Source organism: Parabacteroides sp. merdae-related_45_40, from assembly GCF_001915675.1.
In genome coordinates, this window is the sequence record NZ_MNQY01000151.1 from 1 (window position 1) to 16,422 (window position 16,422).

Annotated in this window: 16 protein-coding genes, 2 tRNA genes and 1 pseudogene; 7 read left to right on the forward strand and 12 right to left on the reverse strand. The window is 44.1% G+C overall.

The features are described 5' to 3' along the window. Nucleotides 1-258: pseudogene (locus BHV83_RS21370) on the forward strand (DDE transposase); the annotation flags it as partial. Between the two features lie 254 nt (nucleotides 259-512). On the opposite strand, the gene BHV83_RS21375 reads toward BHV83_RS21370, so the two are convergent. The 5 genes from BHV83_RS21375 to nusB form a co-directional block, all read right to left on the reverse strand. Then, nucleotides 513-956: a DUF5606 family protein gene (locus BHV83_RS21375; protein ID WP_022322926.1), complete on the reverse strand. Its 444-nt coding sequence runs from the start codon at nucleotides 954-956 to the stop codon at nucleotides 513-515. A gap of 129 nt (nucleotides 957-1,085) precedes the next feature. Then, nucleotides 1,086-1,715: a dephospho-CoA kinase gene (coaE, locus tag BHV83_RS21380; RefSeq protein WP_005640957.1), complete on the reverse strand. Its 630-nt coding sequence runs from the start codon at nucleotides 1,713-1,715 to the stop codon at nucleotides 1,086-1,088. Between the two features lie 306 nt (nucleotides 1,716-2,021). Further along, complete coding sequence (locus BHV83_RS21385) at nucleotides 2,022-2,708, reverse strand: YbbR-like domain-containing protein (RefSeq protein ID WP_286758036.1); 687 nt, start codon at nucleotides 2,706-2,708, stop codon at nucleotides 2,022-2,024. Between the two features lie 12 nt (nucleotides 2,709-2,720). Next, nucleotides 2,721-3,032: a preprotein translocase subunit YajC gene (gene yajC / locus BHV83_RS21390; RefSeq protein ID WP_022322929.1), complete on the reverse strand. Its 312-nt coding sequence runs from the start codon at nucleotides 3,030-3,032 to the stop codon at nucleotides 2,721-2,723. Between the two features lie 62 nt (nucleotides 3,033-3,094). Continuing rightward, nucleotides 3,095-4,021 (reverse strand): transcription antitermination factor NusB, encoded by a 927-nt coding sequence (nusB, locus tag BHV83_RS21395; protein ID WP_005640949.1) that lies wholly within the window; start codon nucleotides 4,019-4,021, stop codon nucleotides 3,095-3,097. Between the two features lie 224 nt (nucleotides 4,022-4,245). On the opposite strand from nusB, the gene BHV83_RS21400 reads away from it, so the two are divergent. Next, nucleotides 4,246-4,608 carry a DUF3276 family protein gene (locus BHV83_RS21400; RefSeq protein ID WP_036724656.1) on the forward strand — a complete coding sequence of 121 codons (363 nt, stop codon included), beginning with the start codon at nucleotides 4,246-4,248 and terminating at the stop codon, nucleotides 4,606-4,608. Nucleotides 4,609-4,709: 101 nt separating this feature from the next. On the opposite strand, the gene fdxA is transcribed toward BHV83_RS21400, so the two are convergent. Continuing rightward, nucleotides 4,710-4,880, reverse strand: coding sequence for a 4Fe-4S ferredoxin (gene fdxA / locus BHV83_RS21405; protein WP_005640945.1), 171 nt, complete (start codon nucleotides 4,878-4,880; stop codon nucleotides 4,710-4,712). A gap of 153 nt (nucleotides 4,881-5,033) precedes the next feature. Here fdxA and porT point away from each other — a divergent pair, with 153 nt between their 5' ends. Continuing rightward, a complete protein-coding gene (gene porT / locus BHV83_RS21410) occupies nucleotides 5,034-5,768 on the forward strand; it encodes a type IX secretion/gliding motility protein PorT/SprT (protein ID WP_022322930.1) in 735 nt (244 codons plus the stop codon). On the opposite strand, the gene BHV83_RS21415 is transcribed toward porT, so the two are convergent. The 3 genes from BHV83_RS21415 to rsfS form a co-directional block, all read right to left on the reverse strand. Next, nucleotides 5,755-6,588, reverse strand: coding sequence for a phosphatidate cytidylyltransferase (locus BHV83_RS21415; RefSeq protein ID WP_005640940.1), 834 nt, complete (start codon nucleotides 6,586-6,588; stop codon nucleotides 5,755-5,757). The genes porT and BHV83_RS21415 overlap by 14 nt on opposite strands. 114 nt (nucleotides 6,589-6,702) lie before the next feature. Beyond that, nucleotides 6,703-8,697 carry an ATP-dependent zinc metalloprotease FtsH gene (gene ftsH / locus BHV83_RS21420; RefSeq protein ID WP_119216609.1) on the reverse strand — a complete coding sequence of 665 codons (1,995 nt, stop codon included), beginning with the start codon at nucleotides 8,695-8,697 and terminating at the stop codon, nucleotides 6,703-6,705. Between the two features lie 34 nt (nucleotides 8,698-8,731). After that, a complete protein-coding gene (gene rsfS / locus BHV83_RS21425) occupies nucleotides 8,732-9,091 on the reverse strand; it encodes a ribosome silencing factor (protein WP_005640937.1) in 360 nt (119 codons plus the stop codon). 224 nt (nucleotides 9,092-9,315) lie between these two features. Between rsfS and BHV83_RS21430 the strand changes: the two genes are divergently transcribed. Together BHV83_RS21430 and BHV83_RS21435 are read left to right on the forward strand one after the other, a co-directional pair. Further along, nucleotides 9,316-9,386: transfer RNA gene (locus BHV83_RS21430), tRNA-Gln, on the forward strand. 36 nt (nucleotides 9,387-9,422) lie between these two features. Beyond that, nucleotides 9,423-9,493, forward strand: a tRNA-Gln gene (locus tag BHV83_RS21435). A 90-nt stretch (nucleotides 9,494-9,583) separates the two neighbouring features. Here the strand turns inward: BHV83_RS21435 and BHV83_RS21440 are convergent. Genes BHV83_RS21440 through dnaG form a run of 3 tightly spaced genes read right to left on the reverse strand, consistent with a single transcriptional unit; the run spans nucleotide 9,584 to nucleotide 13,958 of the window. Then, nucleotides 9,584-10,903 (reverse strand): ABC transporter permease, encoded by a 1,320-nt coding sequence (locus tag BHV83_RS21440; RefSeq protein ID WP_005640935.1) that lies wholly within the window; start codon nucleotides 10,901-10,903, stop codon nucleotides 9,584-9,586. Further along, entirely contained in the window at nucleotides 10,900-11,826 is a 927-nt protein-coding gene (locus BHV83_RS21445) for an ABC transporter ATP-binding protein (RefSeq protein ID WP_005647752.1), read from the reverse strand. Before BHV83_RS21445 ends, BHV83_RS21440 begins: the two co-directional genes overlap by 4 nt. A gap of 5 nt (nucleotides 11,827-11,831) precedes the next feature. Next, complete coding sequence (dnaG, locus tag BHV83_RS21450) at nucleotides 11,832-13,958, reverse strand: DNA primase (RefSeq protein WP_286758037.1); 2,127 nt, start codon at nucleotides 13,956-13,958, stop codon at nucleotides 11,832-11,834. 296 nt (nucleotides 13,959-14,254) lie between these two features. On the opposite strand from dnaG, the gene BHV83_RS21455 reads away from it, so the two are divergent. Continuing rightward, nucleotides 14,255-15,982 (forward strand): serine protease, encoded by a 1,728-nt coding sequence (locus BHV83_RS21455; RefSeq protein WP_005640930.1) that lies wholly within the window; start codon nucleotides 14,255-14,257, stop codon nucleotides 15,980-15,982. A gap of 9 nt (nucleotides 15,983-15,991) precedes the next feature. Then, nucleotides 15,992-16,422: hypothetical protein (locus BHV83_RS21460; RefSeq protein WP_286758038.1), on the forward strand; the 431-nt coding region annotated here is incomplete at its 3' end.

Consider the following 16,422-nt stretch of genomic DNA (forward strand, 5'->3'; position numbering starts at 1 on the left):
ATATCCACATCCTTTGTGCGCAAGGGAAGGGCGGCCCAAGATGAGCCTTTGAGGAAGGTGCTTAGAAGCGAACTCTCAAAAGAAAGGGCCACCCAGCTTGAAGGAAGCTTCGGCACTCAAAAGCAACATTACTCGCTCGCAAGAATAAAGGCCAGGAATAAGAAGACGGAAATCCTGTGGATTTTCTTCGGAATACATACGGCAAATGTCATACTGATGATTAACAAGATCAGGAACAGAACGGGGAAAGCTGCATGATATGAGTTTACTGGAAGAATCAGAAGAGGTCATCAGACTTCTTCCGGAGCTTCATGTCTTGCCCGATAAGAATATATGAGAATATACAGGAAAATGACAATAATAATGGCATATGAAGTGATTATACTCTATCATCTTCATATGCCATGTATTTTGTGGGAACATTTACCGAATATCCCTAATGAATGTCCTAAAAGAGAAGTACAGGACTATCTGGTACATCTCTTTTTTGTATTTGATTCGACTGTAATTGGTTAAGCTTCCTCTTTTTTCGTTTCTTTAACCGAAGCTTCTTCTGTTGCCGATTCTTCTGGGGTGAACTCTGTGAGGCCTGCGCCGATCAGGATGTTATACCAGGAGATCAATTTCTTGATATCACTCGGATATACACGTTCACGGTCGAAATTGGGAAGAATCTCGGCGAAATAAGCACGTAGTTCGTCTGGTTTGGCGGATGTGGAAACAGATGCTTGTTGTCCGTTTTCTTTATTTTTGACGTTGGTCAGAACTTCATGCAATGGAACTTCTGCTTCATTTGTGTAGATAGCGATATCTCCCAGAGAAATTACTTTATCTTTTGCGTATGCAGGAACTCTTTTCTTGTCTGCTAACGACTCAACAATCAGCATATTTTTCCCGTGGGAAACCAATTTAAACAATCCCGGTTTACCCGAGATAGACAAAATCGTCTTCAACATAATACTTTGTTTTTCTAATAGTGTTTAACTTTTGTGCTGCAAATGTAGTATAACTGTCGGGAATTTTCGGCAGTTTTGAACATATTTTCTTGTTTCTAATGATTATTCACTAAGCATAAATGTCTCTATCTACTGAATATTTTTGTTTTTATGCTTATTATAGAATTGAGAGTCAATGTTTTTTATCTTTAGTCCTGCAAGAAAAGCTGTTATTTGCGGAAGTAAAGCTTGTTCTCCGTCATTGAAGATCACGTAGTCCGATTTCTCTTTTTTCATTTCGTCCGGCAACTGGCTTTCGATGCGACGTATAATTTCTTCTCGGGAAACGGAGTCGCGTTCGAGTATCCGTCCGATGCGTATTTCCATCGGGGCATAAACCATCAGCGTCGTATCGACAATCCGGTTAAAGCCCGATTCGAAAAGAATGGCTGATTCGATGGCGCATACCGGGGTATTCAGTCTTTCGACCCAAGCAAAAAAATGACGGTTCACTTCTGGGTGAATGATCGCGTTCACTTGTCCAAGCCGTTCCGGGTTTCCGAAAATATGGGAAGCGAGCCGTCTTTTATCCAAACCGTCGGCTGTATAAAGTTCTTTGCCGAACAAGGTAATCAGCTTTTCCCGGATAACGGGAGAAGTGGCTGTTAGATGCTTGCTTTCTGTATCGGCTATATACACAGGAATACCCCATACTTCCAATAGTGCGGCCACCATTGATTTGCCGCTTCCGATTCCTCCGGTGATTCCAATCTTAATCATTTGACTTTGTTTGTTCCAATATAAATTCGATCCGGTCTGGTGAAATTGTAGCTACATCCACCCAGCTCAGTTTTTTGTTCAGTTGTAAAGGCAATGTTCCTGAAGCGCTTTGTTCTAAATCTGCAAAAGAGATTCGTATTTCGAAATCATCTGCCGAGACGTCCTTGAAGCGCGAAAGAGGGACGTTGCAGCTCACTTTCACGACAGCCGGGAACATGCGCAGGGTGTAATGGGGCGGCAGATTGGTGCAGATAACAGGTATTTCCAGCGTTTTTTCTGTATACTCTTCTATCGGGATCGTAACGGTTACACTTGTCGGTTCGAGAGTTTTTCCAGTTGGACGGTACGTGTGACGGTCTTGTTTCCTTTTTTGATCTCGGTATAGATTGTTTTTATCTCTTTCAAAGTGTCCAGAACGACATCGCTGGCATAGACGTTGATGCTGCGGGGAGTAATGGATATGTCACCTGAAACTTTGAAACCTGCATTTGTTTGGACAACTCCCTCGAATACGGCTGGTATCTCCTTCTTGATGCGTTTGCTGTAAGCAGCATCGATATGTTGGGGTTCGAAGCTGAGCAGGGATGTGGTCGCAATCAGATGTTTCTTTATTTCGTTTTCGATATCTTTCCGGTTAATGATCAGTTTACCGGATTTTTCCGACTGTGTCTTCATGTTGGCCTCAATTGGGGCAAACGAACGTCCGAAGGAGTAGTTCAGCAATACACTCCCCTTGTCTTTCACTTTGACTGTAATGGCTTCGGGCGGTGTTTCCGTGAAAGATATATCTGGCGGCACATTCTTGTACTTGACCGGAATCCTGATATCTATTTCATACTCCTGTTGCAGGCTTTGGAGAAGCCAGAAGCCGAAAGCCAACAGTATAAAACAGAAAAAGATCAAGGCTTCTTTCCACTGTTGACGGCGAAGAAAAGCCTTAATCTCTATCCGGACAGACTTGAATGTTTGTTTGATTTGTCCAAGTCGTGACATATGTTCCGTTGTTTATTTTTGCTGTGCGTCTTCTACAGATGCAAACACGGATGTTTTGTCTACACGGATGCGTACACCATCAGAAATTTCAATCAACATATATGTGTCACCAATTTCTTTGATTTTTCCGTAGATACCTCCGGCAGTAATCACTTTGTCTCCTGCTTTTAAGGCTTCGCGGGCTTTCTGAATTTCTTTTTGTTTCTTTTGTTGCGGACGGATCATAAAGAAATAGAAGATCGCAACAATAACAACCATCATTAAAATACCAGACCATTGCTGACTTCCGCCGGCGGCCTGAAGTAAAATAGTAAGTAAGCTCATATAACTATAAACATTAATAAGTTAATATCAATTCGATACTGACACAAATGTAAGGATAATAATTAATCTTTGAGCAATAACTTTTCTTTTTTTAACTCGTTGACTACAGAATCTAAAATACCGTTGATAAATGTTCCGCTTTTCGGGGTACTGTAGTATTTGGCCGTATCAATATATTCATTCAGCGTTACGTTGATGGGAATTGTCGGGAACGTCATGATTTCTGCCAGTGCAACCTGCATGATGATAAGATCCATATTGGCTATGCGTTCGGTTTCCCAGTTCTTCATGTGTTTGTTGATACGTTCACGGAATTCGCTTCCTTTCATCAATGATTGGCGGAATAATTTAATGGCGAAAGACTGGTCTTCGAGATCTTTAAACATCGGCAGCAATTTTTGTTTGCTTCCGGCTGCTTCTTCGAATTGTTTGATTGTTTTCAGCGTAAAAGTTTCGACGATGGAGATGTCGTCGTTCCAATAAATGCTTTTATCTTGCAGATAATCGTCGATCGCTTCATTGCCACAAATTAGTTTTTTGAATACGATGCGCCAGAATTCCTTATCTGTCTCGTATGAATCATTTTCGTTATTCAGATATTCCCCGTATTGTTCGGACGACAAGATCAGGTCGAGTACCATTTTGATGAAATCTTCATCATTATCCCATGAAAGCCCCTGTTCGGCCACGTATTTCCGAAGTGCTTCATTTTCGGCTATTTGTGCGGCAAAACGGTTGTCTATCAGTCGGGTATTGGGGTTCAATTCGGCTTCTGTCGGCATATACTTGTTCTTACGGGCATCCAAGATACGTCTTTGTAAGTTTGTGACGTCGACAATTAGAAGAAGGAAATAATGATATAAGTCATAAGACTTTCTAAGACTGAAAAGCAATTCGTTTTCCGCTACTTTGAGGTCGTTGTTTCCGTTTTGATAGTAAGAATATACTATCTGTAAAACTTTAATGCGGATTAAAATTCTGTTGATCATCGTTTGAAGGAACTACTTGTTATAAATTTGGCTGCAAAGTTAGTCATTCTTTTGATAAAAGTTCGTCGCTTCGCTTAATTTTATGTGTGTTATTTATTATTTCATAATATTCCGATTCTTTATATGCATTTTCATGCGTTAAAATAGTTGTTGTTTAAAAAAAAATGCACATATTTGAGGCAAGTTATGATAAATGGGTGGGTGTTTAACGAATGTTTGCTATAATGGAAAACTCGGTGAAGAAAATACAGGTTGAAGGTGGTGACAAAGAGATCTTATACTCTAAAACCATTAAAGCAGGAAAAAGAATTTATTATCTGGATGTAAAGAAGAATCTGAAAGACGATTTATTTCTGGCTGTGACGGAGAGTAAAAAAGTGCAGCCGAAGAATGGTATGCAGGTTTCTTTTGAGAAACATAAGATTTTTCTGTACAAAGAAGACTTTGACAAGTTCATGGATGGAATGAATGATGTAATCAGTTACATTAAACGATGTAGAGCTGATGAAAGGCCGGAGGAGACGATGTCGGATGAAGGTCGGCAGGAAAGCGACTCGGATGAGATCAAACTGAATATCGAATTTTGACGAAGTCGGTAGAGAATGAGAAAATAATAAGGGGCTGTTCCGAAAGGAAACAGCCCCTTATCTTTATAGGTCCTGTAAAGGAAACCTATCGATGTTGCGGTTTATTCTGCCGGATGAATTGCTTCAGTAGGACAAGCATCTGCGCAAGTTCCACAATCTGTACACATTTCAGGGTCGATGCTGTATTTATCGCCTTCTGAAATTGCTCCTACCGGACATTCGTCAATACAAGTACCGCAAGCGATACAATCGTCACTAATTACGTAAGCCATTTTTTTAAACGTTTAAATTGATAACTATTAGTTCGTGCAAAAATAGAGTTTTCTTTGAATTAAAAAAAGAACTCCTCCTTTTTTTTACAAATAAATGCTCTTTTGCAATAAGTCGGACTCTTTCCCGTTATAAATTCAAAATTACGAAAAGAATTGAGACGTCTACTATTTATTATATGTGTGTTCTTTCTGTCTGTAACTGCCGTAATGGCGCAGAAAGAAAAGGTGAAGAACCAGCCCTATGCGGATTTGAAATGGTTTCATTTGGGATTTCATGTAGGTCTGCATGCGCAGGATTTGATATTGACTAATACCGGTGTGGCAACAAACGGTGAAACCTGGTATGCCGAGATTCCGAGCTATTCGCCCGGTTTTAGTGTCGGGGTCATCGGGGATATGTACTTGAATCCATATTTCAATCTGCGTTTTACGCCGACTATCCATTTCGGTGACAAGAAATTTGTGTTCCGCCGTCCTGAAATGGAAGGAGTGGAGGGTACAGATGAAAATCCGGTGGTAAGCATGTATTCCACTTCTGTCCGTTCCAACTATCTGACGTTTCCGCTCGATGTGAAGTATAGCGCTTTTCGTGTGAATAACTATCGTCCTTATCTGATTGGCGGTATTTATGGCGCTTTCGATCTGGGGCGTAAAAAAGGAAATCCGATCCTGTTGAAAGGAACGGATTTCGGTGTCGAGTTTGGTATCGGATGTGATATTTATCTTCCGTTTTTCAAATTATGTCCGGAACTTAAGTTTAGTTTCGGTCTGGTAGACCTGTTGGAGAAAGACCGAAGTGATCTGACAGATCCGGAATTGATCAAGTATCCGAATTCCTTGTCTAAAGCAACTTCCCGGATGGTGACGCTCACCTTTAATTTCGAATGAATAGTTCGATATAGATATAGCTGGCGGGAACAGCTAGCATAACGCTGTCGAAGCGGTCTAGCATTCCTCCGTGGCCTGGTAATACATTGCCAGAGTCTTTTACTCCGAGTGTACGTTTCAGCAAGGATTCGATCAAGTCTCCCCAGGTTCCGAACAGGACAACCGTGGCTGCCAGTCCCAACCAATTCATCCGGTTTATTTCCGGGGCGAACCAGGCGAATGCCTGTGAGGAAGCCAAGGAGAGGATCAATCCGCCAAAAAAGCCTTCCCATGATTTCTTGGGAGAAATCCGTTCAAATAATTTATGTTTTCCGATCAAGGAGCCGACCAAGTATGCTCCGGTATCGTCCAGCCAGACAAAAATAAAGATCGCCATGATAAAGAGCGGCGTGTAGCTCATGACACCAGGTGTCCCCGGTTCTGCGCCGATGAAATTCAATATGGAGAAGGAGCCGGCACAATAAACCTGGGCAAAGAGCGTAAATGCCCAATTATTAATCGGGTTCGGTGCCTTATAGTAGAGTTCAGCTATCATTGTCAACATGATAAATAGTAGATAGGGAAGGAATATCTTTCCGTCTGTCAACCCGTTTGCATAAACGAAGGTGGCGATAAACAGATATACTCCTCCGAGCACATTCACGGTCCGTTGCAGATTCGCATTTTCATAATGTTTGACCAGACCTCCGAATTCCCAAAGGGTCAATCCTGTTATAATACAAAAAAGAATAAGGAAAAAAATCGGATGAATATAAATGGCACTGATTAGTACCACAACGAATATAATGCCGGTTAACGCCCGTATAATCAAATTTTTCAAGACGATAGTGTTTTTTTATTGATTTATTCAAGTACAAATATAATTAAAATAATAATTCCATGCCCATCTGTTTCAAATTTAGTGAGCATGGAATTTTTTATTGTTTATGTTATCTTACTGCTTGTCAGCTTCGGCAACTTTTGCTTCTTCGGCCTTTTTACCGTTTGCTTTCTCTTGCAGCTCCAGAATCTCCTCCGAGCGGGAAACCCAAGCACGCTTGCCGAAGATCTGTTCGACATCTTCCGTGTAGATTACTTCCCGTTCCAGCAATACCTGAGCCAGCGTATTGTGGCCTGACGCATGTTCTTTCAGAATACTTTTGGCTCGTTCGTACTGTTCATTGATAATGGCCTGTACTTCCTGGTCGATCATCCGAGCTGTTTCCTCGCTGTACGGTTTAGTGAAACCCCAGTCTTGTCCACTTGAATCGTAGTAGTTCAAGTTCGGCAGTCGGTTACTCATACCAAAATAGACGACCATCGCATAAGCCTGTTTAGTCACCCGTTCGAGGTCATTAGATGCTCCGGTAGATATTTTTCCCAAGAAAAGTTCTTCAGCTGCGCGGCCGCCGAGCGTGGCACACATTTCGTCCAGCAATTGTTCACGGGTGGTAATCTGGCGTTCTTCCGGTAAATACCAGGCAGCGCCTAATGCCTTGCCTCGCGGAACGATTGTGACTTTAACTAACGGATTGGCATGTTCTAGCAGCCAGCTCAAGGTTGCGTGACCTGCTTCATGGTTGGCTATGCATTGACGTTCATCCGCAGTTGTTATTTTAGTTCGTTTCTCCAAACCTCCGACGATACGGTCGACCGCATTCATGAAGTCTTCTTTTTGGACAAACTTTTTACCGTTACGAGCGGCAATCAAAGCAGCTTCATTGCAGACATTGGCAATGTCGGCACCGGAGAAACCGGGAGTCTGGCGTGCCAAGAATTCGGCATCGACGCTTTCGTCGATTTTGATCGGACGCAGATGCACTCCGAATATCTCTTTACGCTCGTTCAAGTCGGGTAATTCCACGTGAATCTGGCGGTCGAAACGTCCCGCACGAAGTAGAGCCTTATCCAAGATATCGGCACGGTTCGTAGCTGCCAGGATAATAACACCACTGTTGGAACCGAAACCGTCCATTTCTGTAAGTAACTGGTTCAATGTGTTTTCACGTTCGTCGTTGCTGTTCATGTTTACATTTTTACCACGGGCACGACCGACGGCATCGATCTCGTCAATGAATACGATACAAGGAGCTTTCTCTTTTGCCTGGCGGAACAAGTCACGTACGCGGGATGCTCCCACACCGACAAACATTTCTACGAAGTCCGAGCCTGACAGGGAGAAGAACGGAACATCTGCTTCTCCTGCCACAGCCTTAGCCAATAATGTTTTACCGGTTCCTGGAGGGCCTACGAGTAAGGCTCCTTTAGGTATTTTACCTCCTAATTCCGTATATTTTTCGGGGTTTTTCAAGAAGGAAACGATCTCTTCCACCTCCTGTTTTGCTTCTGCAAGGCCGGCGACATCCTTGAAGGTCACTTTTCGGTCGTTATCTTTATCGAAAAGCTGTGCTTTTGCTTTTCCCACACTGAATACTCCGCCGGGACCACCGCTTGCACCACCTGACATGCGTCGCATCAGAAAGATCCATACGACGATAATCAGCAGGATCGGACCGAACGAAACAAGAAAATTCCAGATCGCGTCGTCGCCTTCTTCGAAGCTGACTTGCGTAGTGATATGATTTTCGGCAACGGATTTGTCATAGAAGTCTGAAAATTTATCGGCCGACGGTATTTTGACATACACTTTCGGGTTTGTACCCAATGTCGCACTGTCTTTTCTGAACACCAGACCTTTCCGTCCGTCTTTTACAGTTGCTTCAACCAGATTCTTTTTGTTGTAGACGACCATCCGGTCGAATACGTTTTCCTGTGCTAATTTCTGGAACTCGGTCCAGCCTAATTCTTTAGATGCCGAAGAGTCGTTTGTCAGATACAAAGCAAAAAGCATTATGAAGATGAGCCCGTACATCCAATAAAGATTAAACTTGAACATCTTTTGCTTATTATTCTTCGGTGCTTTGTTAAACATGTCGTTTTTATTTTCCATATGTGATTATCTCTATACTATGTAAGATCGGTCATCAGTCGAGGTCTACAATCTGAGTCACTTTGGCATCTGACCAAAGATTTTCCAGATTATAGAACTCGCGAAGTTCCGGTAAAAATATGTGTACAAGAACCGTGCCATAGTCCATCCCGATCCATTCGGCACGTTGTGCTCCATCTATCGAAAGCGGTTTTTCTCCTGCCTTGCGATGGGCAAAATCCCAAGCTGAATCAGACAATGCGGAAACCTGGGTAGGTGTACTTCCTTCACAGATTATCATATATTGGCAGATCGAGCCGGATAATTGGGTTAAGTCTACGGTTACAATGTTTTTGCCTTTTTTTTCCTGTAGGCCTTCTACAATCGTTTTAACTAATGCTTCTGTTTGATCCATTATTTTTTATTGAGTAATATTCGAAGTCGCAAATATACTTCTTATATTTATTATGTGGGTGATTTCCCTCTATTAATATATGTATATACTTGCAAAATCAAAACAAGCAGAAAAAGAAAAAAGTTTATTAATGAAAAAAAATTACCATATCGTTTGTTTATTTTGAAAAAGTATGTACTTTTGCACTCGCTAACAACAAGAGAGTTGACAAGCTTAATTGAAATTGTTCAATGGTGTAATGGTAGCACAACAGATTCTGGTCCTGTTAGTCCAGGTTCGAGCCCTGGTTGAACAACGAAATAATTAATTGTCATCTTTGTTGAACGGAAATTGTTCAATGGTGTAATGGTAGCACAACAGATTCTGGTCCTGTTAGTCCAGGTTCGAGCCCTGGTTGAACAACAAAAAGCCTGTCATTCTTTTGAGTGACAGGCTTTTTTCATACATATATTTTACGTTATCACGGCGATCATTACGATCGCCGTGATAGTTTTATTTATATTTTACCCATTTGATCATTTCTTTGATGCTCGGTTTCTTTCCATACATTAAAATACCTACACGGTAAATTTTGGCCGAGAACCAGATGATAAGTATAGCTGTGGCAAACAGCAAAGCAAACGAAAGAGCCAATTCCCATACCGGAATGTCGAACGGCAAGCGGACCATCATCACGATAGGGGAGGTAAACGGGATCATCGAACACCAGAATGCCAGCGGGCCGTCTGGATTATTCATGCTATAGATTCCGGCATACAAGCTGAACGCCATCAAAAGCATAATCGGAGTCATGAACTGCTGAGTGTCTTCCTGCTGTTCCAGAGCGCTTCCGATTGCAGCAAATAGAGCTGCATACAGTAAATAGCCACCGATAAAATAAAGGACAAAACAGGTGCCGATCATACCGAAGTTGATCGAATTGATAATTTCTTGCACCTGGATGCTGATATCGGAAGAACCGGCAGCCACATCGTTTATGCCTTGTGCCGTCATCTGTGCTGTCATCATATCTTCAGGTGACGTGTTGCCACCGAAAAAGAAAAGGCTCCCCGATACCAAGACCGTTGTCAGGATTCCCCACAGGAATACTTGTGTTAGGCCGACGAAACCGATGCCAATGATTTTTCCCATCATCAGGTCGAATGGCTTAACGGACGAAATCATCACTTCGATAATACGGTTTGTCTTTTCTTCCATCACTCCTTGCATGACCATTCCACCGTACATGATGATAAACATATAGATAATGAAAGTCAATATCATGCCTAAGATAGAGGCAACCTCGGCCGAAGTGCTTTTTTCACTTCCGTCTTCATCCCATTTGATGGTTTTGATATTGAAATTGATTTTGCTGTCCTCGATGATCTGTTTCAGGTTGTCGATGTTGTAAGAAGCGAGTTTCTCGTCTTTCAAGTATTCGGACAGTGTTTTGTCGATGGTGTTTTTCAGTCCCATCGGAATTTGTTTCTGCGAATAGAGTGTTGCTGCGGTTGGGTTTTGTAACAAGTCGTCTGTTATATTCAAGAAAGCGAAAATTTCTTTATCCGGGTTTTTACGATATTCTTCCAGGCTGGAACCTTTTTCGGTGATGAAGGTGTATTCTTCTGTGTCTTTAAACAGCGGTGCGTATTTGCCTGTCGTATCGCTGATCGCCACCTGTTTGACATCATCTCCTTTGATGGTGGATAACCAAAGCGGGACGAACACCAGCGCGGCAAACAGGAACGGTGTCAGGAATGTCAGTAACAGAAACGATTTTTTGCTGACACGGCGGAGGTATTCTCTTTTTATTATAAGTCCTATCTTATTCATGCTTGCGTAGTATTTGTACCGGAGACGGTGTTAATAAATATGTCGTTCATCGAAGGGATCTCTTCCGTGAAAGAAATGATTTCAGTCTGTCCCGCCAATGCAGAGAGGAGGGCGGAGTTGGTTATACCCGGCTCTTTATGGATGCGTACCTCGCTTGTTCCGGCCAGGTCTTTTTCCGTCAGCAGGCTGAACATTTCCGGGATGGGTTGCAATTTCCCTGATCCGGTATGGAAACGGAGGGTGAAATTGTTTGTCCGGAAACGGCTTTTCACTTCTGTCACATTGCCGGAAAGCACAACTTGAGAACGGTTGATCAAGGCGATATTGTCACAAATCTCTTCAACAGACGACATGTTGTGCGTGGAAAAGATGATTGTGTGTCCGGCATCTTTGAGTTCGAGGATTTCTTTTTTCAGCAATTCGGCATTCACTGGGTCAAATCCGCTGAACGGTTCATCGAAGATCAGAAGTTTCGGTTCGTGAATGATGGTGATGATGAATTGTATTTTCTGCTGCATCCCTTTGGACAACTCTTCCAGTTTCTTGTTCCACCAGGGCATGATATCAAATTTTTCGAACCAGCGTATCAACCGTATGCGAGCTTCCTGGTAGGAGAGCCCTTTGAGCTGTGCTAGGTAGATGGCTTGTTCACCGACTTTCATTTTTTTATACAGGCCGCGTTCTTCCGGCAGGTAACCGATCTGGTAGATATCTTCCGGCTGAAATTCACGTCCGTTAAAACGGACAAGGCCGCTGTCGGGGGCCGTGATGCGGTTGATGATACGGATCAGTGTGGTTTTGCCGGCTCCGTTCGGCCCTAATAAGCCGAAGACTTTCCCTTCGGGAACTTGGATGCTGACCTTGTCGAGGGCGAGGTGGTTGGCATATTGTTTTACCACGTCTTCCGTTTCTAAAAAATTCATAGGCATTACATTTTTAATATGATTCTTTCTCCCAATTCTTTACTTAATATATTCTTTATTTCGTTCAGGCGCGTGAGCTTTTTCATCAGCTCGAAAACCTGATCCATGTCTTCGTTGTTTTGCATACTCTTGATCTGTGCCTGTATCTCTTTGATTTGAGAGAGTACATAGGCATCCTTGAAAGCATACAATTCCCGGATTACCAACTGGTCGAGTTTGTCTTCTTCCTGTTCCAGTTCCCGATATTTGGTGTGATACTTGCTTAGCTGATATTTTTCGCTGATCAGGTTGGCGGCAAGGCGGCTCACGTTCGGGTCGGGATGGGCGAGGAAATACCGGTTCGCGATGAACCCTTCGGACCGGCAGCGATCGGCCGCTTCATCCATCATACTCTTGAAGAGCGGAGTATAAAAGGTCAGGTCGTCGCGTTCCAGCTCGGAACGGATATATTCGGAAACGCGGATCACGACATCCTCGTTCGTCTCTTCGTCCGTATATTGGAACAGGATACGTTCGCCGTAACGCACGATGTAGCGCAGCAGGGCGACTTCGTATGCCTCGTAAGGCGAACGCTTCGGCCCTACCGGAATGTTTGCCGGCGGAGTGAAAGGCGCTGGCGGCGGCATGCTGCCTCCTCCGTTATCGGGACTGTATTCTTCCGGTGGGGGGGGCGGGATCGTATTGTCAGGAGGCAGGGGACTTTCCTGCGGTTGTTCCGCCAGCGTCTCTTCCGGATAGGGCTGGTAACTGGGAATATCCGGGTATTCGGGGATATTGACGGGAGTAGCCGGAATGGGGGAGGACGGAGTGTTCGCTTGCCTTTCTTCCTTGTTGAGGCGGATTTTGTTCACTTCGTTCAACAGGAGCATCTCGTCTATTTCCATCATCGTACTGCATTCCCGGATATAAAGGGAGCGGGCGATATTGTCGGGGATGATGGCCACCGTCCGGATAATGTCGGAGATCAGCGCCGACCGTTTGATCGGATCCGTTCCTGCATCGTCCAATAGCAGGCGCGTTTTGAAACGGATGAAATCGGTTTCGTTCTGCCGGATAAACTCAGCAAACTGGCTCGCGTTGTGCTTGCGGGCAAAGGAGTCGGGGTCTTCTCCGTCCGGAAGGAGCACCACTTTCACATTCATGCCGTCCTCCAACAGCAGGTCGATACCACGCAAGGCAGCTTTGATACCGGCTGCATCACCGTCATACAAGACCGTGATATTGCTAGTGAAGCGATGTATCAGGCGGATCTGTCCTTGTGTGAGGGCTGTACCCGATGAAGCGACCACGTTCTCGACCCCTGCCTGATGCATGGAAATAACATCCGTGTAGCCTTCCACCAAGAAGCAGCGGTCAGCCTTTACGATCGCCTGTTTGGCGAAATAGATCCCGTAAAGCTCGTTACTCTTATGGTAAATCTCACTTTCGGGCGAGTTGACATATTTGGCTGTCTTTTCGTCTTTCTTCAGGACACGTCCTCCGAAAGCGACGACTTTTCCACTGAGCGTATGGACCGGAAAAATGACACGCCCGCGAAAACGGTCGTTTACCCCGCCGTTGTCGTAGGCGATCACCAAACCTGTCTTTTCGAGAAATTCTTTTTTGTAACCGCTCTTTGTTGCGGCTTTATACAGGGCGTCCCGTTGGTCGAGGCTGTAGCCTAACTGGAATTTGCGAATGGTATCTTCCCGGAAACCACGTTCGGCAAAGTAGCGCAGGCCGGCGGCTTTGCCTTCCTGGTGTTCGTAGAGCTGGGTCGTGAAGTATTTCTGCGCCCAGCTATTGACGATCAGCATGCTTTCGCGGTCGCTGCGCACCTGCTTTTCGCGTTCCGACAGTTCCCGTTCCTGTATTTCGATGTTGTACTTTTTGGCAAGGAAGCGAAGCGCATCATAATAAGAAAGCTGCTCATGCTTCATAATGAAGTGAACAGCCGTACCCCCTTCGCCGCAGGCAAAGCATTTACAGATATTCTTTGCTGGCGACACATAGAAAGAGGGGGACTTGTCGCTATGGAAAGGACACAACCCTACATAGTTTATGCCTCGTTTCCGAAGGGTAACGAATTCGGAAACAACGTCCACAATGTTTGCAGCATCCAGTATCCGGTCTATGGTAGGTTGATCGATCATAAATCTTCTTACTTTTTATGTACAAAGGTAAGAAGATTTGTGATTTTTGAATTATATAATGACAACCTGTTTCTCTATTTATAATTTTGTCTCGTCCTGAGATAGGTTGACTGTGTGTTAAAAAATCTTATTATAGGTTGTCTATAAAAACAAAAAACAGACAAACCGTGTTGATCCATGTAATTTGTTTTTACACGTTCCTTGAAGTCTTAAAGTTAGCTTTCTTAACACCATGATGCGTATATTCTAAGATAAATACTTACTTTTGCGTCTGTATCTGATAACATGAAAAAGAAATGAAACGAATACTACATTTGATTTTGATCAGTTGTTTGTGCCTCTCGGCGGCAGCACAGAAAAACGCTCCTAAATGGATGAACAAAGCCAAGAGAGCGGTCTTTACAATTACCACTTATGGAAAGGATGGAAATAAGCTCGCAACTAGTACGGGATTCTTTATTTCCGAAACAGGCGAGGCTGTCTCTGCATACAATATCTTTAAGGGTGCCGAGAAAGCAACAATCACAGACTTTGAGGGAAAAACATTTCTGGTTAAGAATATCCTGGGTGCAGACGAACTGTATGACGCTGTAAAGTTTCAGGTTGAAGTGCCGAAGAAAGCTGTTTTCCTGCCGATTGCTGCTGAGCCGGTGGCAAACGGGACGAATGCCTATCTGCTATTATACTCTACCGGCAAGAACGCCACCTTTAAGTCTGGTGCTATTACCGAAGTAAGTAAGCTGAAAGATCCGTATAAATATTACAAGATGGCAGTCGCATTGGAAGAAAACGAACTCAATGCTCCGTTGCTGACTCCCGAAGGTGAAGTGTTCGGGCTGGCACAAGCGGATGCAGGTGGAAAGAAAGATATTTGCTATGGCCTTTCTGCTGGATATGCAGGTAGCTTGTCAATAGGGTCTGCTGATTATCTGAGTTCTGCATACCGCAATATCAATATACCGAAAGGATGGCCGAAGGAACTGGACCAAGCAACCGTAGCTCTTTACTTGATCAGTGGCACGCAGGACGCAAAGGCACGCTTGGAAACGGTCAACGATTTTATCACCACCTTCCCGGATGCTCCCGACGGTTATCTGAACCGTTCTGATCTTTATGCCTACAATCGTGCGGAATTGGCTAACTCTATGGCTGAACAGGCAATCTATTTGCAAAAGGCACTGGACGACATAAAAACCGCTTCTAAATGTAGCGATAAGAAAGGTGATTTCTGGTATAACCAGGCTAAGTTGATCTACGGTGTTGCTTCGGCCGATAGTACGCTGACTGATCCAGCTTGGACAATCGAAGCCGCTATGGAGGCTTTGGACAAGGCGATCGAAGAGGATAACCTGCCAGCCTATCACCAATTAAGGGCGGATATCCTGTTCAATAAAGGAGAGTTCCAGCAGGCATTCGATGAGTACATGATCGTTAACAACAGCGATGTCGCCTCTGCTTCTTCTTATTATTTGGCTGCAAAGGCAAAGGAACGGGTTACCGGTTTTAATATCGGTGATGTTATCGACCTGCTCGACAAGGCGATCGAGAAATGCGGGACAAATATGAATGCCGAGGCGGCAGCTTATGTGTTGGAACGGATCAATTGGCGCCTGCGCCTTGCACAATACACGGAGGCTATCGCTGATTATGACCTCTATTATACACTGATTGGTGGACAGGTGCTTCCGAACTTCTTCTTTCTGCGCGAACAAGCCAAGTTCCGTGCGGGTGACTTGGAGGGAGCTTTGAAGGATATCCAGGCTGCTATACAGGGAAGTCCCAGCACGCCCGACTACTATGCGGAAGAAGCTTCCATCTATGTTCGCCAGCAGAAGTATGAAGATGCACTGAAAAGTATAGAGAGGGCAATCGCGATTGCTCCAGATTTCGGAGCCTGTTATCGTTTACGGGGCGTTTGTTGCGTCCGTTTGAAGAAGAAAACAGAGGCTTGCGAAGCATTCAACAAAGCTAAAGAATTGGGCGATCCGCTTGCTGGAAAGTTGATAAAGGAACATTGTAAATAAGTGAGTGATATGAAGAAGCTGATGGATGTATTGCCGTTGCTGCTTGTCGTTGTCCTGCTGTTTGGTACGGCTTGTCAGAGCAATAAAAAGAAGGATGCGGAGAGCGCGAATGTAACGTTGTTCGATAAGGATCTGCCGGAGATCAAGACGCTGGTCAACGGAGAATGGGAACTGGTGAGTGGCAAGAACGCCCGTGAGTTCTGCGAATATGAGAATACTTTCATCAAGTTTGCAGACGACCAATATGTCTGGACGGAGGACGGCAAAGCCGAACCGGGGGCTTTGAACTGGCGCAAAGCGGATACGGGGGCCGGATATGAAGCCTATCTGATGGATGTCTTCTACGAGACCAACCCTGCCTATCCTGTGTCTATCAAAGGAGACACTCTTATCCTGCAAGACTGCTCGGAAACAGGATATAAATATACTTTGGTTAGGAA